Genomic DNA, 19,407 nt, shown 5'->3' on the forward strand with positions numbered 1-19,407 from the left:
TCGACTATCTGGCCTCCCGGCCTTCCGTCCCTTTCGGCGCGGAGCCCCTTTGGTCCGCCTCGCGCCTCGCGTCGTCCATCCGCTCGCCCAGCCCGCGCCTCCCGGCGCCGCGCGCGGGAGGCGCCAGGTCCGAGGAGGTCGGCTTCCCCGGATGGGCGAAGGCGACGGACGGGCAGCCGAGGACGTACTCGGCGCACTCCTCGAAGCTCCCGTACCCGGACGAGACGCCCTCCTCCTTCGCTCCGAGCGCTCCCGTCTCGGGGTCCGCCTCGTAGAGCGCCCACCGCATGCGGCCGGGATGGGCCTCGGACAGGGACACCTCCGCGAGGAGCCCCTCCTTGCCCGGCCCTCCCGGCCTCCACGTTCCCGCCGTTCCGGCCCGTTCGGGATGGGCGGCGATTTCGAGGATCGCGAGGTCGCATTCGTCGAGAAGGCGCCCCTCGCCCCCTTCCAGGGCCTCGCGGAGGATCCTCGCGAGCTCGTCTTCGGGCAGTCGGGGCGCGTCGGCGAAGGAGAGCCGGCCCTCCGTCTCGGCCAAGGCGTCCGCCAAGATGCTCGCGATCCAGTCGAGGGGGCGGGAGGCTCCGAGCATGCGCCAGGCCCTCTCGGCCGCGTCGATGACCCCGTGCACTTCCTCCCCGCGTATGCCCCAGGGGCCGTCGAGGAGCGATTGCGCGGCGCTGCCTCGGCGCAGGGCCTCCCTGTCGGCCGCGCGCCAGGCCGCCATGTCGGCGCGGAGGGGGAGGCCCACCCCGCGCGCGAAGAGGGCCGCCTCGCCGCGGCTGTCGAACGTGCCGAGCGAGGGCCCTCCCGGGGCCGGGGCTCCGTTGTAGCCGAGCCACGACCCGGTTCCGTCCGCCGCGTCCGCGACGAGCATGGGGCCGTCCTCCCTGGGGCCGCGGGCCGCCTCCGCCTCGAGATGGGCGCGGGAGACGAGCTCGGCCACCCTCTCCCCGTCCGCAGCCGCGCGCCACTCTCCGGACTCCGCGTCGCGGTAGGGCCTGAAGGCGATCGACGCCTCGGAGGCGGCCCCCTCGAAGTCGACGCGGCAGCGCCCCTCGCGCGCGGCTTCCTCGACCCTGCGCTCGAGCTCCCTCGCGCGCTCGGGCGTCGGCTCCGCGCCGTCCGCCTCCGCGAGGGCGTCCCTCAGCCTGGTCCTCAGCGCGTCCGTCATCCTCATGTCAGCGTCTCCTCCCTCTCGTTCGCCCTTTCCGCAGCGCCCTTCGTCGCGTCGGTCGATGCGGACGCGGCGCGCGCCTCCTCCATCTGCTGCGCCAGGCCCTCAATGCGCCGGGCCGACGCGGGCCGGCGGGTCCTTTTCTCGTCCCTCTTGAGCTCTTCGAGCTGGCGGGACAGCTCCGAGTACTCGCGCTCGTGGCTCCACGGCCTTCCGAGCTCCGCCCTCGCCTCCTCTAGCTCCGCGCGGGCTTCGGCGAGCTTCCCCTCCAGCTTCCCCTCGGCTTGCGCGATCTCGGAGATCACGCGGTCCATCTGGGCGATCGCCGATCCCTGGACGGATGCCGAAGGATGGGGCAGGGGTTTCGGGGCGCGGTGCTCGCAGGCGCCCGCGAGGGCGATCCGGGGGATGGGGTCCCCCGACAGGGGGTCGGGGTCGGCCGTCATCATCACGTCGAACCCCCGGTAGCTGCCGACCCTCTCCGAAAGGCCGGGGCGGCCGCGCCCGCGCAGCTCCCACAGGGCCCTGCACGCCGCCCCCCTGTCCGAGAGGCGATCGCCCATGACCTCCATGCCCCTCCACTCGCCGCCCTCCGTCGTCTGCGGCGGCGCGGCGCGGGCGCGCGGCCCGTCGCTCCGCGCCGCCTCCAGCTTCCGGGAGAGGCCCTCGACGCGGGGCGCGATCAGCGCCTCGATGCGCGTGCGCAGGTCCGCCTGCTGCTTCGAATGCGCCGAGCGCAGCAGCGTGAGCTGCCCGAACCGGTTCTCCAGCTCCATGCGCCTTTGGATGTTGGGGTCGCCCGTGGCGAGGGCCTTTATCTCGGCGTAGGACAGCACCGTCTCGTCGAGGTCGGACGCCTCGCGGACCGGCGACTCCGAGGTGAACACCTGGCTGATGAACGCCTGCTTGTTCTGCACCAGCTGGTACAGGTAGCTGTCGAACGTCCCGGAGGTCACGTACCGGTAGACGCTCACGCGCTCGTTGAGGTTGCCCCTGCGCACGATGCGGCCGAGGCGCTGCTCGAGGTCGGACGGGCGCCACGGGCAGTCGAGGTCGTGGGTCGCCACGAGGCGCGTCTGGACGTTCGTCCCCGTCCCGAGCTTCTGCGTGCTGCCGACGAGGATGCGGGTGCGCCCCTCCCGGACCCGCTCGAACAGCTCTTCGCGCCTCTTCGGCGTGGGCGCGTCGCTCACGAATGCGACCTCGGAGGGGGGCACCCCGAGGGCCGAGAGGCGCTCGCGCAGGTCCTCGTATATGTTCCATTTCCCCGAGGCGGGCGTGGACGCGTCGCAGAACACGAGCTGGCATCCCCGCTCCCGCTCCGTCTCGCGCCATATGGAAGCGACCTTCCGGGCGCAGGCGTCCACCTTGCCCCCGTCGAGCGGGTCGGAGTCCCCGTCCGGGTCGAGCAGCTTCGGGTCGAGCGCCACCTTGCGCCCGTCCCCCGTTATCTTGAGCATGTTGTCCACGTCGGGGTCCACCGCCCCGCTCCGCACGAGCGCCGCGCGGTCGGCGAGCTCCCCCACAGCCTCGCGCTGCTCGGGCGTCGCCTCCACGGCCACGGGGACGATCCGGCACTCGGGCAGGTCGAGCTCGATGTCCGAGTTCGTCTTGATGTCCGCGTAGCAGTGGAACGAGGCCATGAGCTCCGGAAGGTTGTGGAAGCGCCCGAACCGCTGCTTGATGTGGAATCCCGTGCCCTCCGGCCTGAGCTCCACCGACTCGGTGATCTCGCCGAAGGTGGAGGCCCACGACGCGAACGAGGACGTCCCCTGGGATTCGAGGAGCCCGGGGGCGAGGTAGCGCTGCATGTTGTAGAGCTCGCTCATGCTGTTCGACACCGGGGTGCCGGTGAGGAACACGAGGTTCGACGGGTTCTTCTCTCTGATGAGGTCGCATTTGTCCAGGAGGTCTTCGCACTTCTGCGATCCCGACACGCTGATCCCCGACACGCTTATCGAGGTCGCCACCGCGAGGTTCTTGTAGTTGTGGGCTTCGTCGACGACGAGCATGTCGAAGCCCAGGTCGTCGAAGTACACCCCCTCGGGGTCGATCTCGGCGCGCAGCTGCTCCATCTTGCGCTCCGACGCCTTCCGGGCGGCCTCGATGCGCTTCACGCTCGGTAGGTTGCCGGACTCGTCGGCGGCCTCCCGAGCCTGAGCGAACTCCTCCACGCGGCTCTCGAGGGCCGCGATCCTGCGCCTGGGGGAGACGGGCACCATGCCGAAGCGCGACTGGGCGACGATCACCGCGTCCCAGTCCCCCGTGGCGGCCCGCCCCCAGAACCGCTTGACGGCCTCGGCTCCGCGCATGTCCTCCCGGCCCATCACCAGGATGCGCGCCGACGGGTAGAGCCGGACGAAGTCCGCGGCCCACTGCTCGGTCAGGTGGTTGGGCACGACGACGAGGGGCTTTCTGGCCTTGCCGAGGCGGCGCGCCTCGCATGCCGCCGCTATCCCGTCGAACGTCTTGCCCGCGCCCACCACGTGGGCTATGAGCGTGCCCTCCGGGGCGAGCAGGGCGCGCGCGATGGCGTCCCGCTGGTGCTTCGTCAGCTCGACGGCCGATGACATGCCGGGGAACGTGAGCGACGATCCGTCGTAGGATCTGGGCGCGGTGGCGTTGAACCGGGAGTTGTAGATGCGGCAGAGCTCGGCGGCGCGCCCGGGATCCTCCCACGCCCATTCCTTGAACCGCTCCACGAGGGCGCGCCTGCGCTCCCACGCCGCCATCGTCGCCGCATGGTCCCTCCTCCTCTCCCCGTCGCGCCCCTCCCTCGTGACCGTCAGGTCGGTCGAGTTGAGCGCCGAGGAGAGTATGTCTAAGCAGCTTCGCTCGGGAGTGCCGTACGCTTCCCGGGCCGCGGCGCGCACGTGGGAGGCGGTCCCCGAGCAGGATACCCTCCATTGCCCCAGCACGTCCGAACGGGCCACGGAGAACCCGCGCATGACCGCGTCGTTGCGCGTCGGGAGGCCGAACGTCTCGACGGCGAAGTCGTGCACGATCTTCGGCGGGACCCAGTGGCTCCCGAGCGTGAGGGCTATGTCGGCCGGGCCGAGCTCGGGCGGCATGGCGGCCCTCACCCTTTCGAGGAGCCGTTCGAGCTTCCGCACGCGCCCTTCGTCCTCCTCGCGCGGATTGGACTCGAGGAAGGTGCGGCGCTGCCTCTTGAACGCGGCCAAGCCCTCCGGCGTGGCCCGCAGGTAGGTCCTGCGTCCGTAGTACGAGGGCTCCTCCTCCAAGGCGATCTCCAAGAGGTACTCCGGGAGGGCTTCGTCTTCCGCGAGCGCCCGTGCGGCGGCGTCCCCCGCAATGCGGATCGGGGCGTCGATTCCCGCTGCTCGGCACGCCGCCCGCGCCATGTCCAGGCTCATGCGGGCCATCGCCGCGAAGGCGGCGTCCGACTTCGGGGCGTGAAGGGACGCGAGGAGCGCTCCGTACGCGGCCGTCTCGCCCGGAGGGCATCCCGCAGCCTCGAACTCCGGCGTCAGGAAGTTCAGCATGGCGGCGTCTGCGGGCGTTTCGCTGCGCGAGGACTCCTCGAGCAGGTCGCGGACGGCCGCCATGCCGCATCCCGCCGACCTGCCGGCGAAGCCCTTTCCGTTCAGGACGGCGCCCACGGCCACGTACCTCTCGGCTGCGAGCGGGTTGACGGCCGAGGCCCAGGCCCCCGACTTCGCGAGGTCCTTCTTGAGGTCCGGCCACGGCCCCTCCTCCGGCTCGACGGCGTCCAGCCCGCGCTCGGCGAGCCATGCCGCCCTTCTGCCCTCCTCCGGCTCGCGTTTGAGCCGGCCTATCTCCGATTCGAGCCACTCCCTCTTCCCGGCCAGGTTGCCGGAGAGGTACTCGTCGGCCATGAGCGCCTCGCCCGTCTCGGGGTCGACCACCGCCAGGTCCCCCAGCTCTTCGAGCGCCCCGGCCTCGTCCGTGCCGAGGAGCCCTGCTATGTAGGAGAGGTCGAACCCTCCCTTGCGGTCGATCGAGTAGGCCAGCGCGTCGGCGGCGGACTCGGCGCGCTCGAGGGGCGGGCGCTCGGCCGCCACGACGCGCCGGGTGAACACGTCCGCCTTGGAGACGAACTCCCCCTTGGCGTCCGTCACCTCGAGGCCGGCCAGGAGGTAGTACGAGGCTTCGGAGGGGCTGTAGAGCTTGGCGTTGCGCTTGTCGGAGAGCCGCCCGTGCAAGATGACGAAGCGGTCGTACGCGTCGTTGAGCGCCCTCATGGCCGACTCGACCTGCCGCTCGTCCGCCGAAGGGGACGCCTCGAGGGCGAGGAGGGCCCTGGCCAGGTCGCGGATGCGGACCATGCCCGCGAGGCGGTCGGCGTCCCTCCTGGGGAGGGGCACGGGCTCGACGGTGCTGCCGTTGCCGAACCACACGCGGCCGCCCTCGTCCAGGACGTACTCGTAGTCGCCGGAGGGCTTCGGCGCCTTCGCGATGTAGGGCTCCGGCGCCTTCGCCGCCATCGCGCGGGCTCGCGTCCCCGGCGCGTCCTCCACTCGCTCGAGCTGCTTGGCCGCGAGCCTCTCGATGGCGTCGGACAAAGGTTCGTCCCCCTCGCGCCTGACCGCGGGGACGGGGCCGAACCTGCCCGGCACGATGGAGAGCCGTCCCGCCGCGCACTCGGGCCTCTGCGCGACGATCGCGTTGACGAACGCCCCCTCGACCTCGACGGAGCGCACCCAGGGCTCGTCGGCGTCCTCGAGGCGCTCCGGCCTCTTGCGCAGGAAGATGACATCAGCCGTGACCTCGGTCCCCGCCTGCTCGAGGAACGCATTCCCGGGCAGGCGCACGCAGGCCGCCAGCTCGGCCCTGCGCGCCATCTCCCTGCGCACGCGCTCGCCGCGCTTGTCCATCAGGAAGCGGGACGCGACCACCGCGACGACGCCGCCCGGCCGCACCGCGTCGAGCGACCGGAGGACGAAGTAGTCGTGGATGGCCAGCGTCCCGACGCCCGGGTAGGCGATCTTGATGCTGTCCGAGAAGGGGACGTTTCCTATCACGGCCGAGAACGACCCTTCGGGGAAGGCGCACTCCTCGAACGGCGCGCACACGACCTCCGCGTCGGGGGACAGCGCCTGCGCGATGGCCGCCGACAGAGGGTCCACCTCGACGGCGCGGAACCGGTACCCCTCGGGCGCGGCGAGCATGAAGTTGCCGACGCCGCACGAGGGCTCCAGCACGTCGCCCGCGACCCCCTCCCCGCCGAACCCCATGCGCCCGAGCGTGCCGTACATCGCGCGCACGACCTCCTCGGGCGTGTAATAGGCGGTCAGGACCGACGACCGGGCGCTCGCCAGCTCGTCGGGGGAGAGCAGCTCCTCGAGGCGCGCGAGGGTTCCCGCCCATTCCCCTCTGCCCGAGAACGCGTCTGCGCACGGGCCCCATCCCGAGTAGGCGGCGAGGGCCCTCGCCTCGTCGGCCGTCGGGCTCCCGCCGCGCTCGCGGACGGCGGCCAGGGCCTCGATGGCGGCGAGGTTGCGGGCCGCGTGGCCCGCGGGGCCGCCGCCCGCCTGCGCTCCCAGGTCTACCTTGGGGAGCCCTACAGGGCCTCGACCACCTCCTTGACCGCTTGGGAGCGCGCCTTCATCTGGGCCGCCATCGCCGCCGTGTACCACGCCCCCCAGTCGCGCGCCTTCTGCTCCTCGTCGGCCCCCGCTTGGACGCGGTACACCTCCTCCAGCTGGGCCCTCCTCTCGTTCACGAGCTTCTCCGTCTCCTCGAGGTGGGCGTCCAGCGTTCCCGCCTCCCTCATGCCCTCCAAGAGGGCCGGGGCGTTCTCCTCCAGGAACGCCAGCCGCATCGCCGCGTACCCGCTGTACGCCTGATCCGTCAGCATATCCTTGCTCCTTTCCTTGAAAAACCGTAAAAAAACCCAGTTTATCATTATAGGCGAGCTCCTCCGGCTTGTCCACTTCTGGGGCGTCCTGGGAAAACAGGTCCAGCGATAGCTGCCCCGGAACCACGGCGTTTCTTCTCATGCGCGCCATGCGGGATGCTGACCTCCTTGTGCGATGCTCGGCCGGATCGAGGTGGGCCGTCTAGATGGACATGCCCCTGAACGCCGCCGGGGCCGTCTGCGGGCGGGCCGCCTCGCGCGACCCCTCTGCCCCGACAGCGGCGGCCTGCTGCGCCGAGAGGCTCTCTCGCCGCGCGGGCTCGGGGCGCTCGCCGCGCCCGCGGGCCTCGTCGCCGCGCTCGGGGACGGTGGTCAGCGCTTGGACGATGGCCTCCTCGAGGGCCTGGGGCGAGACTTCGATCCTCTCCTGGAGCCTCCTGCCGTCCGGGTCGAGTGCGGGCTTCAGCCTGTTCTCCCGGCGGTCGTAGAGCAGGACATCGCGATGAAGGCGCACGTCGCGGTCGGCGAGCAGGGGGATGACGCTCATGGCCGACGAGTACCTCGACTCGTCGACGAACAGGGGGTTGAACACCCACCCGTTGCCGAGGGGCTTGCCCCCTATCTCCGCGTGGGCGGGCACCTTCACCTCGTTGAACGTCGTCCCGTCCCGTTTCGCCACCTCTCGCACGTAGGGCTCGGTGGGGACGGTGAGGTACACCTTGGGCACCCTCTCCTCCTGCGGGACCCCTCCCGTCGCGCCCCTCGTCTCGGCGTACTCCATTTTGGCCTCCTCTCTCGTCGGATGGTTCTCCCATTGTGCGCTTTCGCCCCGCCGCGATGCCGAGGTGCCCATATGGGCACCTTTGCCCTCTCCGCGCCGCCTCCGGCCTATCCTCCCAGTATCTCGCGGGCCCACGAGCCGGTCTTGCACATGGCGACGAGCATCACGAGCATGAGCGCGAGCCACTGGGCGAACACCCCCATGGCATCGGCGAGCTGCCCCACCGCTCCCATGTCTCCGAGGTTCGCGTACCCGATGGAGGAGATGATCGCCGGGAAGAAGTACAGGACGGCGAGCAGGAGCGCGTTGGCGAGGGCGACGCCGGCGAAGCTCTTGAGGAACCCGAGCCCCGCGCCGCGCGTGCCGTCCACGCCGAGCAGGGCGATGGGCAGGGCCGAGAACGCGGCGTACACGTATATCTGGACCGCTCGGCCATACACGAGCAGCTGGGCGACCACGTGCGCAGCGAACGCGCAGGCTATCTGGAGGCAGCAGACGACGAGCACGACGAGGCAGACGGCTATGTCGGTGCTCTCGAAGGCCGCGTCGGGCATCGACTGCGCGGCGACGCCGCTCGCCGCGGTGATCGACGCCATGACCTTCCCCGCCGTGCGGTAGATCGCATCGCATATCTGCATCGAGTTGTCGATGAGGAGCTTGCCTACCGCGTACCCTACGAGCAGCATGCAGATGTTCTCAAGCCCGGGCATCCCGGTCATGGAGCCGTCTGCCCGCTGCGTCAGCTTGACGAACTGGAGGACCATCGACAGCGCCAGGACGCAGTAGGCGAGCGGACGGACGGCGTTGGCGTTGACGGCGCTGCCCATCTCGTGCACTCCGGAGAGGAGCTCTCCCAGGCCGCCGTGCTGCATCTGCGAGAGAACGGTTCCGGCGGCCAGCGCCCCCACGAGGTCGGTGGAGACGGAGGCGAGGGTGCGGCCGAGGTCGTTGCACAGGCCGCAGAGCCAGTTGTTTATATCGGTGCCGATGTCGGCCCAGGCCGTCCCGGGGAGGGCGGCGGTCGCAGCGAGGGCCAGCGCGAGGCACAGGGCGATCCTGCCCGCGGACGCGCGCGTCACGACGGCCCTCCGGCCATCGTGGAGCATGCGATCCCGCCCTTCCCGTCGCAGACGGCGGCCACCTCCACCCCCGGCGCGAACTCGGAGGCGAAGTAGAGCGTCGCGGTGCCCGCATCGAAGTCGACCGACGCCAGGCCCGTGAACTCGGCGCGGGTCGCCGCGGGCAGGTTGGCGCGGCAGTGCTCGGCGACGGCGGCTTCCACCTCCTCCGGGGCCGCCGCGGCGAGGGCCGCGGCCTCCTCGGTGACCCCGTTGACCTCATAGGCCGCCTCGGCGCTTCCCCGATACGAGGGGGCCAGCTTGAACGCGGGGGACTCGACCGCCGCCGCCCCCTCGGAGGGGAGCGACAGGGAGAGCGCCACGTGCTCGCCGCCGGCCTCGATGACCGCGGTCGTCCCGTTCGGCCTCGCGTCCACGCTCTCGATGGAGAATTCCGTGACGACGCCCTCGGACTCTCCCGCCCGACGCTCGGTGAACGTCCCGTCGCCGAACTCGAGGACGATGGACCCTGTGGCGTCCGACCACGGGGCCGATCCGAGCCTCGCCAGGAGGTCCTGCGCCCCGGGCGGGGCCGCCTCGCCGTCCGGAAGGCCCTGGCCGTCCTCCCCGCGCTCCTGGGCGTTCTCCTGCTGGCCCGCCGCTCCGTCTCCTGCGGCCACCATGGCCGCGCATCGGGCGGCCGTGCCCCCGGTGAACAGCGCGACCGCGGCCGCCACGGCGATGATCGCCGCCCTCTTCCCTCTCATGGCATCTCCTTGTCTCTCGCGTCGATTCCCGTCCGGGCGCCGCCCGCCGGGCCCTCTTGCGCGTCCTCGGAGGCGAACCGCCGCTCCAGGTCGGCGACGGAGCACCCTATGCGGAACGTGTTCCAGGCCCGCTCGTCCATGCGGCCCAGCAAGCTCCACAGGTCGGGGTGCCGCCTTCGCAGCGCGCGCAGGTCGGGGAGGGACTGGAGGGGGCAGCACCAGCATGAGAGCCTGTTGAAATGCCGGTACTCGCCCTCCCAGTCGAGTCCCCGCCTCCGGCAGTAGTCCAGGGCGTCCGCCTCCGTCACGCCCCATTCGGCCAGCGGGTAGCGCACCCCGCGCCTCTCCCTTCTCCGGCGAGGCGCCTCGTCGGCCGCTATCCCCAGGTACTGGGTCACGGGCCTCCCCGCGCTCGCGGCGCGGAGGTGGCGCGCGATCGGTTCGACCTTGAGCCGGGCGGTGCACCATCGGGCGCGCGGCCGCGGCCAGCCGTAGCCGCGGCCGCCTGCCCGCTTCCCGCGCGTGATCTCGTGGTCGAGCAGGTAGTGCTCGAACGAGAGCGGGGGTCGGACGCGGACGACGGGCACGCCCGACAGCTCCTCGACGCGCGCGAGGTGGGCCTCCATGGCGGGGAGGTCCATGCCCGTGTCCGCGTACACCGCCGCGTCAACCCTCATGCCCCTCTCGACCATCATGAGGAGCATCGCCGTGCTGTCCTTGCCCCCGCTCAGGGAGACGGCGTGGTATCCGCTCCGATCCTGCTCCATCCGGTCCCTCACCTCCTCGAAAGGTCGTCTCCGGAAAGCCAGCCCCATCCGAGCCAGCCCACGCGCCCGTTGCAGTTCGCGTACTGGGAGGAGGCCCATTCCAGCAGGCTCCACACCCGAGAGTAGTCGGCCACCTGGCCGTCTCCGAGGTAGATGCCCACGTGCCCGTAGGGGTTCTCCGCCCCGAGCCCGGGGTAGGGCCAGCCCGACGCGTACACCGCCGCCCCGACGGGGATGGCCCCCGCGTCCTCCGACACCCCGTTCGCGAGCCAGTCGTCCCAGGCCGACGCGTACCGGGCGCACGCTCCGGACCCGAAAGCCCTGTCGTACATGTCGTTCGCCCATCTGGCGCACTGCTGCTGGTAGTAAGGGGAGTTCGTCGCGTTCTGACGCGCTATGTCCGCGAGGGACCGCTGCGCATCGCTTCCACCTTCGGACCCGGTCCCCCACGGATAGTAGGCCATCACCTTTTCGGCGTGGTTCGCCGTGCCCTTGAAGCCCTCGGGGAGCGTCGCCTGGAACTCCTCGGAGGCGTCGATGGACCATTCTTCGATGCCGCGCGCCTGGCACCACGAGAACCATGCCGACATGTTGTAGTTGTAGCCCTGCGCTATGAGGGCGAGCTTCCCCGCGTCCTCGATGCCGATCTCCCCCAGGTAGCCGCTCCACATCTCCAGCCCGTCGCGGAAGTAAAGCGTTCCCGCGTAGATGGACGCCCGGGCCGTCGATGCCCCCGCGTCGCGCCACGGCCACTCTCCCACGGAGGGGCAGCATGCGACGGGGCTTCCGCGGGACGCTCCGTGCACGACTACGCCCCCGTAGCCGCATTCGGACGCTTGCATGACGTCCTGCCTCACGGAGGACAGGGGCGTTCCGCAGCCGCCGGGGCACGACACGTAGTCCGCCCCTCCGGCTGCGGGCACGCCCAGGTCCCCTCCGGATTCGGCGGCCATGAGTGCCAGGATGAAATCGGCCCAGCCCGCCTCGTCGAGCACCTCCGCGCACACCTCTTCGACCTCTCCTCGCAGCGCCTCGCAAGCCGCGGGCAAGGGCACGGCCGCGGTGCCCCTGTTCGCGTCCTCCCAGAACCACGAGAACGAGAAGACGGCGACGATGGCGGCGCATGCGGTCGCCGCAACCGCCGCGGCCGCCCCCGCGCCCCCGGCGGCCGGGAGGGCTCCCCCGGCCGCGAGCGCGGCCGCCTTCGCCAGCGGGCCCTTCGGGGCGGCGGTCGCGCCCCGGCCCGCGAGGGCGCTCCCCGCCGGCCGGGACGGTGCCGGACGCGCTCCCCCTGCCCGGAAGGCGCGGCGGGGAGCCTCCCTCCGCGCCGCGCCTCCGGCCCTCGGGCCGACCGACCCGGCGGGGGAGCGGCGAGGCCGGAGCGCGCTGCGCGCAGCCGAGCCGGCGGCGCGGAGGCTCCCGCTCTCGTCCTCGCCCTCGACGCGCGCGGCGGCCGCGCCCGCCCCGCGCCCGCCCGCCGCCAAGAGGGCCGCCCCGCGCCCGCCCGCCGCCTCTGCCGGGCCCTGCCCGGCCTCCCGGCCCTCGGGCGCGGCCTCCTCTTCCGCCGCTCTCCTCGCGGCCGCTTTGCGCGAGCGCTCGGCCGCGGCGCCCCCTCCCTGCGGCCCGGCCGCCCCGCGCCCCCCGCCTCGGCGCGCGCGAGCTGCGAAGTCGAACGGGCCGTCGCCGCGGTCCCTCCGCGCGTCGTCCACCATGCGCAGGAGAGGCCCCCTGCGGCCGTCTCTACGCGCGCCCATCCCGGTGCTCCTCCCTCGCTGCCCTCGCCTCGGCCTCGCGCTCGTTCGGGTTGGTCGTCATGAGCCGGTAGAGCGCGGTGCCCTTGGGGTAGACGTTTCTGAACGGGATGACGGCCGGCCCCGCCACGAGCAGGCCGCACCCCGGCTCGGCGTCCTTGATGTAGCCGAGCTCCGTGTCCGAGAGCGAGAGGATCTTCTTGAGGTGCATCCGGTTGTTGTAGGATTGATCGAGCAGGATCTGGAACTCGCAGGACGAGAGCATCTGCCGGAACGTGTCGTTTCCCAGGATGCGGTCGGGGTGCTGGGTTATCCCCGTGGGTATGAGGCCGTAGCTGCGGCCCTCGGCGAAGTACTTCTGCAGGTACCCCATCGCGTAGGGGTTGCCCTCGAAGTTCTGTATCTCGTCTATGTAGACCCACGTCCGCACGCCCCGCCCCTCGTTCTCGGTCACGTGGAGCCATGCGCGGTCCATGACGGCCATGGAGCCGGCCATGGCCAGCTGCGGCCCCATGCGCTTGGTGGACCAGCTCGCCCACGGCGCGTCGGCGTCGATGTCCGTGGTGTGCGAGAAGCACGAGAGCGTCCCGTTCACGTACATCTCCAGGGCCCGCGCCATCGTGTCGGCCTCGGGGTCGGGCTGCGTTCTCAGGAGGTCCCAGAAGTCGGCGACCGTGGGCATGTCCCCGGGCGGGGCGCCCGGGCTCCACCGGGAGTACGTCTGCCTCACGCACCGGTCGAGGATCGACCGCTCCACCGGCGTGATCCCGCCGTCGGGGGCGAGGATGTCGGAGAAGAACGCCACGAGGAACTCGGACTTGAAGAGCACGGGGTTGCTCCCCGCCCCCGAGTAGTTCTCGTTGAGGTCGAAGATGTTGATGTGGTGGGGGCTGTCCACGGCGAGCTCGAAGGACTGGCCTCCCCACGCCTCCATGCACGCGCCGTACTCCCCCTTGGGGTCGACGATGATGCCGTGGTCGTCGGGGTTGCCGAACCTCGCGTTGAATATCTCGCCCTTGTTGTTCATCCCCTTTCCCGCCCCCGGCTTGCCGAAGATGAACCCGGCGGGGGTCTTCAGGGTCTTGCGGTTGAAGATGATGGGGTTGCCCGAGAGCTGGTTCTGCCCGTAGTACACGCCCCCCTCCTGCATGAGCTCGCGCGAGGAGAACGGCAGCAGCATGGCGGCCTCGGCCGTGGTGAAGGTGCGGTCGAGGCGGACGTGGTCGAACCCGAGGGGGAGCGCGGAGTTGAACGCCCGCTCCTGGCGCAGGTCGTAGGACGAGAGCCTGACGCCCGCCTTGCGCGCCGCCGACGTGACCTGGTAGACGCGCGAGGACAGCTCGTCGAGGTCACGGCCCCACACGAGGACGACCACGGACACGCCGAAGAGGTGCTGGCTGCGGCTGCGCAGGTCGTCCAGCAGGTCGCCCGCTTCGGACTCCCGGTGCTGCACCTCGAGCGAAACCCCGAGCTCGGGGTCGAGGCCCTGCCTGAACGCCTGCTGCTGGGAGCGGGCCTTCTCTCCGCGCATCCATGCGAGCTTCTTGAGGACCATGGCCACCGCATCGCCCTGGTCGTAGGCGTGGTAGTGGACGGACACGTTGAGGGGCACGGGGAGGTCGGTGATCGACGCGAGCGCCCGGTCGGTCAGGTCGGAGGGCCAGCTCTGCGCGACGAGCGCTTGCGCGAACACGTCCCCCGCCGCGGGGGCGTTGTTGATCCTGAAGAAGCGCCCTTGGGGGTCGAGGGACGCGGAGAAGTCGAACGACGACGGCGCCACGGCGTCCTTGGTCGTCTCGCCCGAGACGAGGGACCGCCCGTAGTCGAACGGGAGGTCCCCGTCCGGGGCGATCTGGGAGCGGACGAGCCTGAGCCGGTCCATCCCGTCGAGCTTGCGCACCTCGCACCCCATGCGCCTCAGCATGTCGGCCACGTCGTCGCGGACCCTCGCGAGCAGGGGGAGCGCCTCGTCCCGTCCCGCGGCGCGCACGCTCACGGTCAGATAGCGCTCGCGCGTGATGCCCTGCGTCGATTCGGCCGCCTTGTCCGCGAGCATCCGGTTGTACTCCCGCACGTAGACGTCGCTCGCGCCCCCCGTCTCGGGCAGCATCGTGCGCCTCATGCACGCGTCCTCGTCCCGCGCGAGGGAGACGGCGTTGAGCTGGAGCCCCGTCTGGGGGCCGAAGTAGTTGAGCACGCCGCACCACGCGTTGAACGCGCTCCGCTGGTCCTCGGGGGACGCCGTGCGATAGTTGATGTCCGAGAAGGAGAGCGTCTCCGAGAACGTCCCCGGCGCGCTCTCGCACACGCCGTCCTCGTACATGAGCGAGTACCCGATGAGGTCCTGCGCCCTCCGGGCGCGGGAGAGCCCGTCGGACCATGCCTCGGCGCGGCGGCTTTCCGTCCGGCTCTGGCGGCGCATGAGCGTGTCGACGTCCCGGTAGACCCCGGCGCGCTGCGTGGCAATCCGGCGCGCGTCCGCGCTCTGCGCCCGGCGGGCGGCCTCGCACTCCCTCCCGGCTCGCCGGGCCTCCCGTCGTGCCTTCTTGGCGGCGGCCCTCGATTCGCTGACGGTCCGGCGGGAGCTGTCGAAGAGCCTCCTCTCCGCCTCCCTCGCCTCCCCGCGCGCCCGCAGCCTGCCGAGGAGGGGGAGGGAGCCGTCGCCCGCCGCGGCCCGCCTATCCTCTATGTACGCTCTGAGCTCTTCTCGCCCTTCGTAGCTCTCCCCGCGACGCGGGCCGTCCGAGAAGTTCCTCTCCCCGAGCGGGTTTCCTTGCTGCTCCATGTCTCCTCCTCATCCTGCGCGCCCTGCGGTCGGCGGGGCGCGCCGCTTCGTTCGGCACGCGGCTCTTCCCGAATCGGTGGCGGGCCCATGCGGCGAGGTAGTCCTCGGCCGGCAGCCCGAGGGGGCGCCAGAAGCCGAGGAGCCACACGGGCACGCACACCCCTATGACCGGCCATGCGGCGTCCTCGGGCCGCATTCCCCAGACGTGGACGAGCGCCGCGCCGAGGCCGACCGCCGTCGCCGCTGCGGCGGCGACGCAGACGGCCTTGCGCCCCGACAGCCCGAACAGGGGCTTCTCCCGGTAGTCGCGCACGTCCGCGTGGACGGATATCTCGATCATCTCAGTAGGGCCAGGTCTGGGCGAGGGCCACGAAACCGCCGGCCACCGCCACGATGATCGCCCCGCCGACGAGCTGGCCGAGCCCCGAGTTCATCGACATGCCCTGGCCGTCCTTGATGGCGTCGGACACCTTGAGGGCCCCGAAGAGCAGGTGGTAGCCCCCGTACAGGCCGACGGCCGCCCCTACGACGGTCGATATGCCGGAGAGAGATGTGAGGTCCATGGTCGGTCCTTTCATGTAGAATGGCCCTGGCCGTCGCCTTCGGGCCTCGGTCTGTCCTTTTGGGCGGGGGCGCCGCGCGGGGGTAGGAGCCTGTCGCGGGGCGCCGCCCCCGCCCCTCGTCATCCGCCGCGCGCCTCCTCCCTCCGCCGCCTGATGTAGGCCCCATCGTCGAAGGGATCGGCGTGGAGCGCGCCGGGGCGGCCGGGGTCGATGGCCGCATACCGGGGGTGCTTCCCCAGGTCGTACTTCCTCGACTGGAAGTCGGCCGCCTTGAGCCTCACGATGCACATATCGGGCGGTATCCTGCCCACCTCCGCGGCGTCGATGAGGGCGCGCTGTATCAGCTGCTCCGACACGCCCGACGAGTTCGTGGCCGAGTAGGTCTTCGACCGGGAGTCGTGCTCGACGGTGGTGCTGCCTATCCCCTCGGAGATCATCTTGGTGGTCTTCTGCGACTTCCCGCCCAGGAACACCATGCTGTCGCACCCGTCCACGATGGCGTCCTGCGCCTTCTCCTCGTAGTTCATCGCGAGCTGCCCGTAGGACTGCAGGATGATGACGAGGGAGATGCCGCGCGACCGGAGCGTGTTCACGAGCAGCTCCACGTCCGGTATGCGCCCGATGTTGGCGAACTCGTCGAGGTAGCATTGGATGGGTATGGGCAGCCTCCCTCCCTTGTCGCGATAGTCCGTGTCGGCTTTGCCCTTGTTCAGCTGGAAGAACTGCGACAACAGCATCGACGTGACGAACGAGAACGTCGAGTCGGAGTCGGGCATCTGGAGGAAGAGCGCGCACCTGCGCTCCCCGAATTCGCTCAAGTCCAGCTCGTCGTCCGACATGAGGTCGCGCAGCTCGTCGTTGTCGAAGTCGGACAGGCGGCTGGCCACGGAGATGAGGATGGACTTCATGGTCTTTCCGGCCCCCAGCTTGAACTTGCGGTACATGCGGCACGGGTACGCGTTGGGATGGGGCTCGAGCGCCGGGTCGCGAACGAAGTCCCCCGCTGCGTCGCTCCACGCCTCCCCCGTCTCGTACTTGCGGAACATGTGGTCGAGCGGCGACATGTAGTCCTCGTCGTCCTCCTTGCACCTTGCGAGGTCCACCAGGTCTATCATGGAGGGGAAGGTGCGCTCCTCGGGGTTCACCGCGTACATGAGGTAGCCGATCACCGCGCGGAACAGGTTGCGCTCGGCCTTCGCCCAGAAGTCCTCCCTGGAGCGCTCTCCCGACCCCTCGGTGTTCTTCATGAGGACGTTCACGATGCGGCTTATGTCCGACTGGCACCTGCCGTCCCCCTCGGTTTCGGGGTCGGAAACGTAGGCGAACGGGTTGTACCGCATCGATCGGGCGAGGTCTATGAGGTTGACCACTTTGAGGTCGTAGCCCGCATCCAGAAGCATCTGGCCCACCTCCGGCAGGAGGGTCGCCTTGGGGTCGGTCACGAAGAAGCTCGCGTTGAGCTGGGCGAGGTTGGGCTTGACGATGTAGCGCGTCTTGCCCGTCCCCGGGCCTCCGATGACGAGCACGTTCTTATTGCAGTCCGTCTTGAGGTCGAACCTCTTGGGGCGGAGGGCTATGCGCTCGGTCGCGGACAGGATTATGTTGTTGTCGGGGTCCTCCGCGTCGGCGTAGGCGGCCGCCTCCTCGGGGGTCCCCCAGCGCGCCGACCCGTGCTCCACCCCCGGCATGAGGTTGCGCTCCCTCCTGCCGAGGACGGCCGCCGCGCCGAGGGCGAGGCCGAGCGCGCCCGCGGCCGCCGAGGGGGCCAGGGCCGTCGGGTCGGCGCTCCATGCGGACGGGTCCGCCAGCGCGCTGGGCAGATCGGCGATCGCCTGCGACAGCGCGAGCGGGTACGGCTGGGGGGACTGCGCGGCGGCCCACGCCAGCTTGTTGGCGACGAGCGCCGAGGCCGAGGCGGCCGCGCCCCCGGCCACGGCCGCCTCGGCGACCTTTCTCCGGGCGCCCCTCATCGCTCGATTCCCTGCGACATCTCGCGGCTCTTCGACGCGGCGCGGCCCGCCTCGCGGGACTCCTCCGCGGCGACCGCGTCGGCCACCTGCTTCTCCAGCGGGTCCCGCGCCGCTTGGCGCCCGTCCCGCAGCGCCTCCTCCGAGATGATTCCGGCGAGCGCCGACTTGACCGCCTCCTCGTCGGGTGCGCGGAACAGCACGTCCACGTCTCCGTCCCAGCGCTCGTACAGCTCCATCTCCACGCCGGCCGCCGCGAGGCGCGCCTCGATCCCCTCGCGGTCCCGGGGGTCCATCGTTACGCGCCTCCATCCCTGCTCGCCCTCCCCGCCGTCTCTGGCGGCGCGCGCCTCCCCGGGGTCGATGGCGCGCACCTCCCCCTCGGAGCTCTCGAGGCCCCGGCGCAGCCCGTCGGCCATCTCGGCGGCGCCCCTCCGCGCGTCGCGCCTCGAGACGCGCTGCCACATCTCGAACGTCTCGCGGGATGCCCGGGCCGCCGCTTGGACTGAATCGTCTCCCAGGTCGTCCATCGCCTCTCCTCCTTCCTACGCGCCGATGCCCTCGGTCTCGATCTCCTCCATGCGGGCCGACGCCCTCTTTATCTCGTCCTCCAGGCGGGATGCCTTTTCGGCGCTCCCCCTCAGCTTCTCCCACCCCATCTCCGGGTAGAGGCGCCCGACCAGCTCCTTCAGCTCCCGGTACTCGGGGTTGCGGTCCATGAGCGCCCGCTCGAACCGCTCCCGCTCGGCCCTCCGCTCCTCCTCTGGCGACGGCCGCTTCCCCCTGCTCCGCTTGGGCGGGAGGTCGAAGGAGAGGCCGTCCGGCCTTGAGAGCCAGTTGTCGAGCCGCATGGCGTACCGGGCGGTCTCCGGGTTGTCCCGGCGGTACCTCGCCGTGTAGCGCCGATAGCCCTCCTCGATCGTTTCGGGGGAGTACCCGCGCGCGAGGGCCCTCGCGTAGGCCGCGGCCACCTCCTCGAAGGAGGCGCGGCGGTTGATCGACGCCTCCATGAGGCGCTCCACGGCCTCCGCCGCCTTTTCCCCCACGGCCCTGCGCGTCTCCGCCGGGGATGGTTTGGACGGATGTCCATTTGACCCGCAACTTCCCTCCATCCTTTCGGAGCGACATTCCGTCGCCCGAGCGGCGGCCTCCCCGGACATTCCGTCGCCCGAAGCGCGACGTTCCGTCCGGCGGTCGGGCGACGTTTCGTCGGGCAGGGCCTCGCGCGACATTCCGTCGCCCGAGAGGGCGCGCGCCGCCGCCTCCGCGTCGAACGACCTGACCGCCTCGTCGATGCGGGCTTGGGACACCTTGAAGCGGCGGGAGTCCCGGTTGTTGCCGAGGCGGTACCTGCCCACCTCGACGACGAGTCCGGACTCCGAGAGCGATTTGATGGCGCGCTGCACCTGGCGCACGGACACCTCGAAGGCGTGCGCGGCGGCCTCCTGCGTCTCGTAGTAGACGCCCGCCCCGCGCCTGCTGAACGCGTAGATGCGCGCGTAGAGGCACAGCTCGACGCTGCCGAGCTTGAGGCCGAGGCCCGCCTTCGACCACATCCAGGCGTGCAGCGTCAGGTAGTCACGATCCCTCACGGCCGTCGCCGTCCGTCGGAGGGTTCACGAGGCAGAAGTTCCGCTTTATCCAGTCCCACAGGTCGCGCTCGGACACGCGCAGGATCTTGGGGTGCAGGGGGTCGTAGGCGAAGGGGATGGGGTCGATGTGCCGGTTGCAGTACTCGCTGAACACCGTCGTTCCGACCCCGAGCACGTCTTTCGCCTGCTGTTTCGTGAGCATCTTCATGAGCGTCCTCCTACGTTCGGAGCATGCCCGCGGGCATCCTCGGTTTTCCCCTGCATTGCGCAGAGGTCCTCTATCAGCCACTGCTTTGGGATGCGAATGAGCTTCCCGACTCGCAGGTGCCTCACTTGGGAGCGGCAAAGGGACCGCATCGA

15 protein-coding genes are annotated in these 19,407 nt (G+C 71.0%); all 15 read right to left on the reverse strand.

Features of this window, described 5'->3' with window-relative positions; all coding sequences use genetic code 11:
- Positions 1-4: 4 nt before the first annotated feature.
- Positions 5-1,180, reverse strand: coding sequence for a hypothetical protein (locus B5F40_RS04590; RefSeq protein WP_140396417.1), 1,176 nt, complete (start codon positions 1,178-1,180; stop codon positions 5-7).
- Positions 1,177-6,795, reverse strand: coding sequence for a helicase-related protein (locus tag B5F40_RS04595; protein ID WP_087193202.1), 5,619 nt, complete (start codon positions 6,793-6,795; stop codon positions 1,177-1,179). The genes B5F40_RS04590 and B5F40_RS04595 overlap by 4 nt, the downstream gene beginning before the upstream one ends.
- Positions 6,720-7,016 carry a TnpV protein gene (locus B5F40_RS04600; RefSeq protein WP_162457432.1) on the reverse strand — a complete coding sequence of 99 codons (297 nt, stop codon included), beginning with the start codon at positions 7,014-7,016 and terminating at the stop codon, positions 6,720-6,722. The genes B5F40_RS04595 and B5F40_RS04600 overlap by 76 nt, the downstream gene beginning before the upstream one ends.
- Positions 7,017-7,218: 202 nt before the next feature.
- Positions 7,219-7,869 (reverse strand): hypothetical protein, encoded by a 651-nt coding sequence (locus B5F40_RS04605; protein ID WP_140396418.1) that lies wholly within the window; start codon positions 7,867-7,869, stop codon positions 7,219-7,221.
- 35 nt (positions 7,870-7,904) lie between these two features.
- Positions 7,905-8,903, reverse strand: coding sequence for a hypothetical protein (locus B5F40_RS04610; protein WP_087193205.1), 999 nt, complete (start codon positions 8,901-8,903; stop codon positions 7,905-7,907).
- Positions 8,873-9,622 carry a hypothetical protein gene (locus tag B5F40_RS04615; protein WP_087193206.1) on the reverse strand — a complete coding sequence of 250 codons (750 nt, stop codon included), beginning with the start codon at positions 9,620-9,622 and terminating at the stop codon, positions 8,873-8,875. The genes B5F40_RS04610 and B5F40_RS04615 overlap by 31 nt, the downstream gene beginning before the upstream one ends.
- Positions 9,619-10,389: a phosphoadenosine phosphosulfate reductase domain-containing protein gene (locus tag B5F40_RS04620; RefSeq protein ID WP_087193207.1), complete on the reverse strand. Its 771-nt coding sequence runs from the start codon at positions 10,387-10,389 to the stop codon at positions 9,619-9,621. The genes B5F40_RS04615 and B5F40_RS04620 overlap by 4 nt, the downstream gene beginning before the upstream one ends.
- Before the next feature lie 8 nt (positions 10,390-10,397).
- On the reverse strand, positions 10,398-12,143 hold the full coding sequence (locus tag B5F40_RS04625; protein ID WP_087193208.1) for a hypothetical protein: 1,746 nt from the start codon (positions 12,141-12,143) through the stop codon (positions 10,398-10,400).
- Positions 12,130-14,925 (reverse strand): VirB4-like conjugal transfer ATPase, CD1110 family, encoded by a 2,796-nt coding sequence (locus B5F40_RS04630; RefSeq protein ID WP_140396419.1) that lies wholly within the window; start codon positions 14,923-14,925, stop codon positions 12,130-12,132. The genes B5F40_RS04625 and B5F40_RS04630 overlap by 14 nt, the downstream gene beginning before the upstream one ends.
- The gene (locus tag B5F40_RS16935; RefSeq protein ID WP_087193210.1) at positions 14,819-15,265 is read right to left on the reverse strand and encodes a PrgI family protein; all 447 of its coding nucleotides are present in this window, start codon (positions 15,263-15,265) and stop codon (positions 14,819-14,821) included. Before B5F40_RS16935 ends, B5F40_RS04630 begins: the two co-directional genes overlap by 107 nt.
- 1 nt (position 15,266) lies before the next feature.
- The gene (locus B5F40_RS04640) at positions 15,267-15,488 is read right to left on the reverse strand and encodes a hypothetical protein (RefSeq protein ID WP_087193211.1); all 222 of its coding nucleotides are present in this window, start codon (positions 15,486-15,488) and stop codon (positions 15,267-15,269) included.
- A 119-nt stretch (positions 15,489-15,607) separates the two neighbouring features.
- A complete protein-coding gene (locus B5F40_RS16180; protein ID WP_087193212.1) occupies positions 15,608-17,458 on the reverse strand; it encodes a VirD4-like conjugal transfer protein, CD1115 family in 1,851 nt (616 codons plus the stop codon).
- Entirely contained in the window at positions 17,455-17,985 is a 531-nt protein-coding gene (locus B5F40_RS16185; protein ID WP_087193213.1) for a hypothetical protein, read from the reverse strand. The genes B5F40_RS16180 and B5F40_RS16185 overlap by 4 nt, the downstream gene beginning before the upstream one ends.
- Before the next feature lie 15 nt (positions 17,986-18,000).
- Positions 18,001-19,047: a hypothetical protein gene (locus tag B5F40_RS16190; RefSeq protein ID WP_087193214.1), complete on the reverse strand. Its 1,047-nt coding sequence runs from the start codon at positions 19,045-19,047 to the stop codon at positions 18,001-18,003.
- The gene (locus tag B5F40_RS04660; protein ID WP_087193215.1) at positions 19,034-19,255 is read right to left on the reverse strand and encodes a hypothetical protein; all 222 of its coding nucleotides are present in this window, start codon (positions 19,253-19,255) and stop codon (positions 19,034-19,036) included. The genes B5F40_RS16190 and B5F40_RS04660 overlap by 14 nt, the downstream gene beginning before the upstream one ends.
- Positions 19,256-19,407: the final 152 nt, after the last annotated feature.

It is taken from the genome of Gordonibacter sp. An230 (assembly GCF_002159915.1).
Lineage (GTDB): Bacteria > Actinomycetota > Coriobacteriia > Coriobacteriales > Eggerthellaceae > Rubneribacter.

Bases quoted from the DNA above. Each gene is read 5' to 3' on its own strand.
- B5F40_RS04590 (WP_140396417.1), bottom strand. From the start codon at position 1,180: ATGAGGATGACGGACGCGCTGAGGACCAGGCTGAGGGACGCCCTCGCG.
- B5F40_RS04600 (WP_162457432.1), bottom strand. From the start codon at position 7,016: ATGCTGACGGATCAGGCGTACAGCGGGTACGCGGCGATGCGGCTGGCG.
- B5F40_RS04605 (WP_140396418.1), bottom strand. From the start codon at position 7,869: ATGGGCACCTCGGCATCGCGGCGGGGCGAAAGCGCACAATGGGAGAAC.
- B5F40_RS04610 (WP_087193205.1), bottom strand. From the start codon at position 8,903: ATGCTCCACGATGGCCGGAGGGCCGTCGTGACGCGCGCGTCCGCGGGC.
- B5F40_RS04615 (WP_087193206.1), bottom strand. From the start codon at position 9,622: ATGAGAGGGAAGAGGGCGGCGATCATCGCCGTGGCGGCCGCGGTCGCG.
- B5F40_RS04620 (WP_087193207.1), bottom strand. From the start codon at position 10,389: ATGGAGCAGGATCGGAGCGGATACCACGCCGTCTCCCTGAGCGGGGGC.
- B5F40_RS04625 (WP_087193208.1), bottom strand. From the start codon at position 12,143: ATGGGCGCGCGTAGAGACGGCCGCAGGGGGCCTCTCCTGCGCATGGTG.
- B5F40_RS04630 (WP_140396419.1), bottom strand. From the start codon at position 14,925: ATGGAGCAGCAAGGAAACCCGCTCGGGGAGAGGAACTTCTCGGACGGC.
- B5F40_RS16935 (WP_087193210.1), bottom strand. From the start codon at position 15,265: ATGATCGAGATATCCGTCCACGCGGACGTGCGCGACTACCGGGAGAAG.
- B5F40_RS04640 (WP_087193211.1), bottom strand. From the start codon at position 15,488: ATGGACCTCACATCTCTCTCCGGCATATCGACCGTCGTAGGGGCGGCC.
- B5F40_RS16180 (WP_087193212.1), bottom strand. From the start codon at position 17,458: ATGAGGGGCGCCCGGAGAAAGGTCGCCGAGGCGGCCGTGGCCGGGGGC.
- B5F40_RS16185 (WP_087193213.1), bottom strand. From the start codon at position 17,985: ATGGACGACCTGGGAGACGATTCAGTCCAAGCGGCGGCCCGGGCATCC.
- B5F40_RS04660 (WP_087193215.1), bottom strand. From the start codon at position 19,255: ATGAAGATGCTCACGAAACAGCAGGCGAAAGACGTGCTCGGGGTCGGA.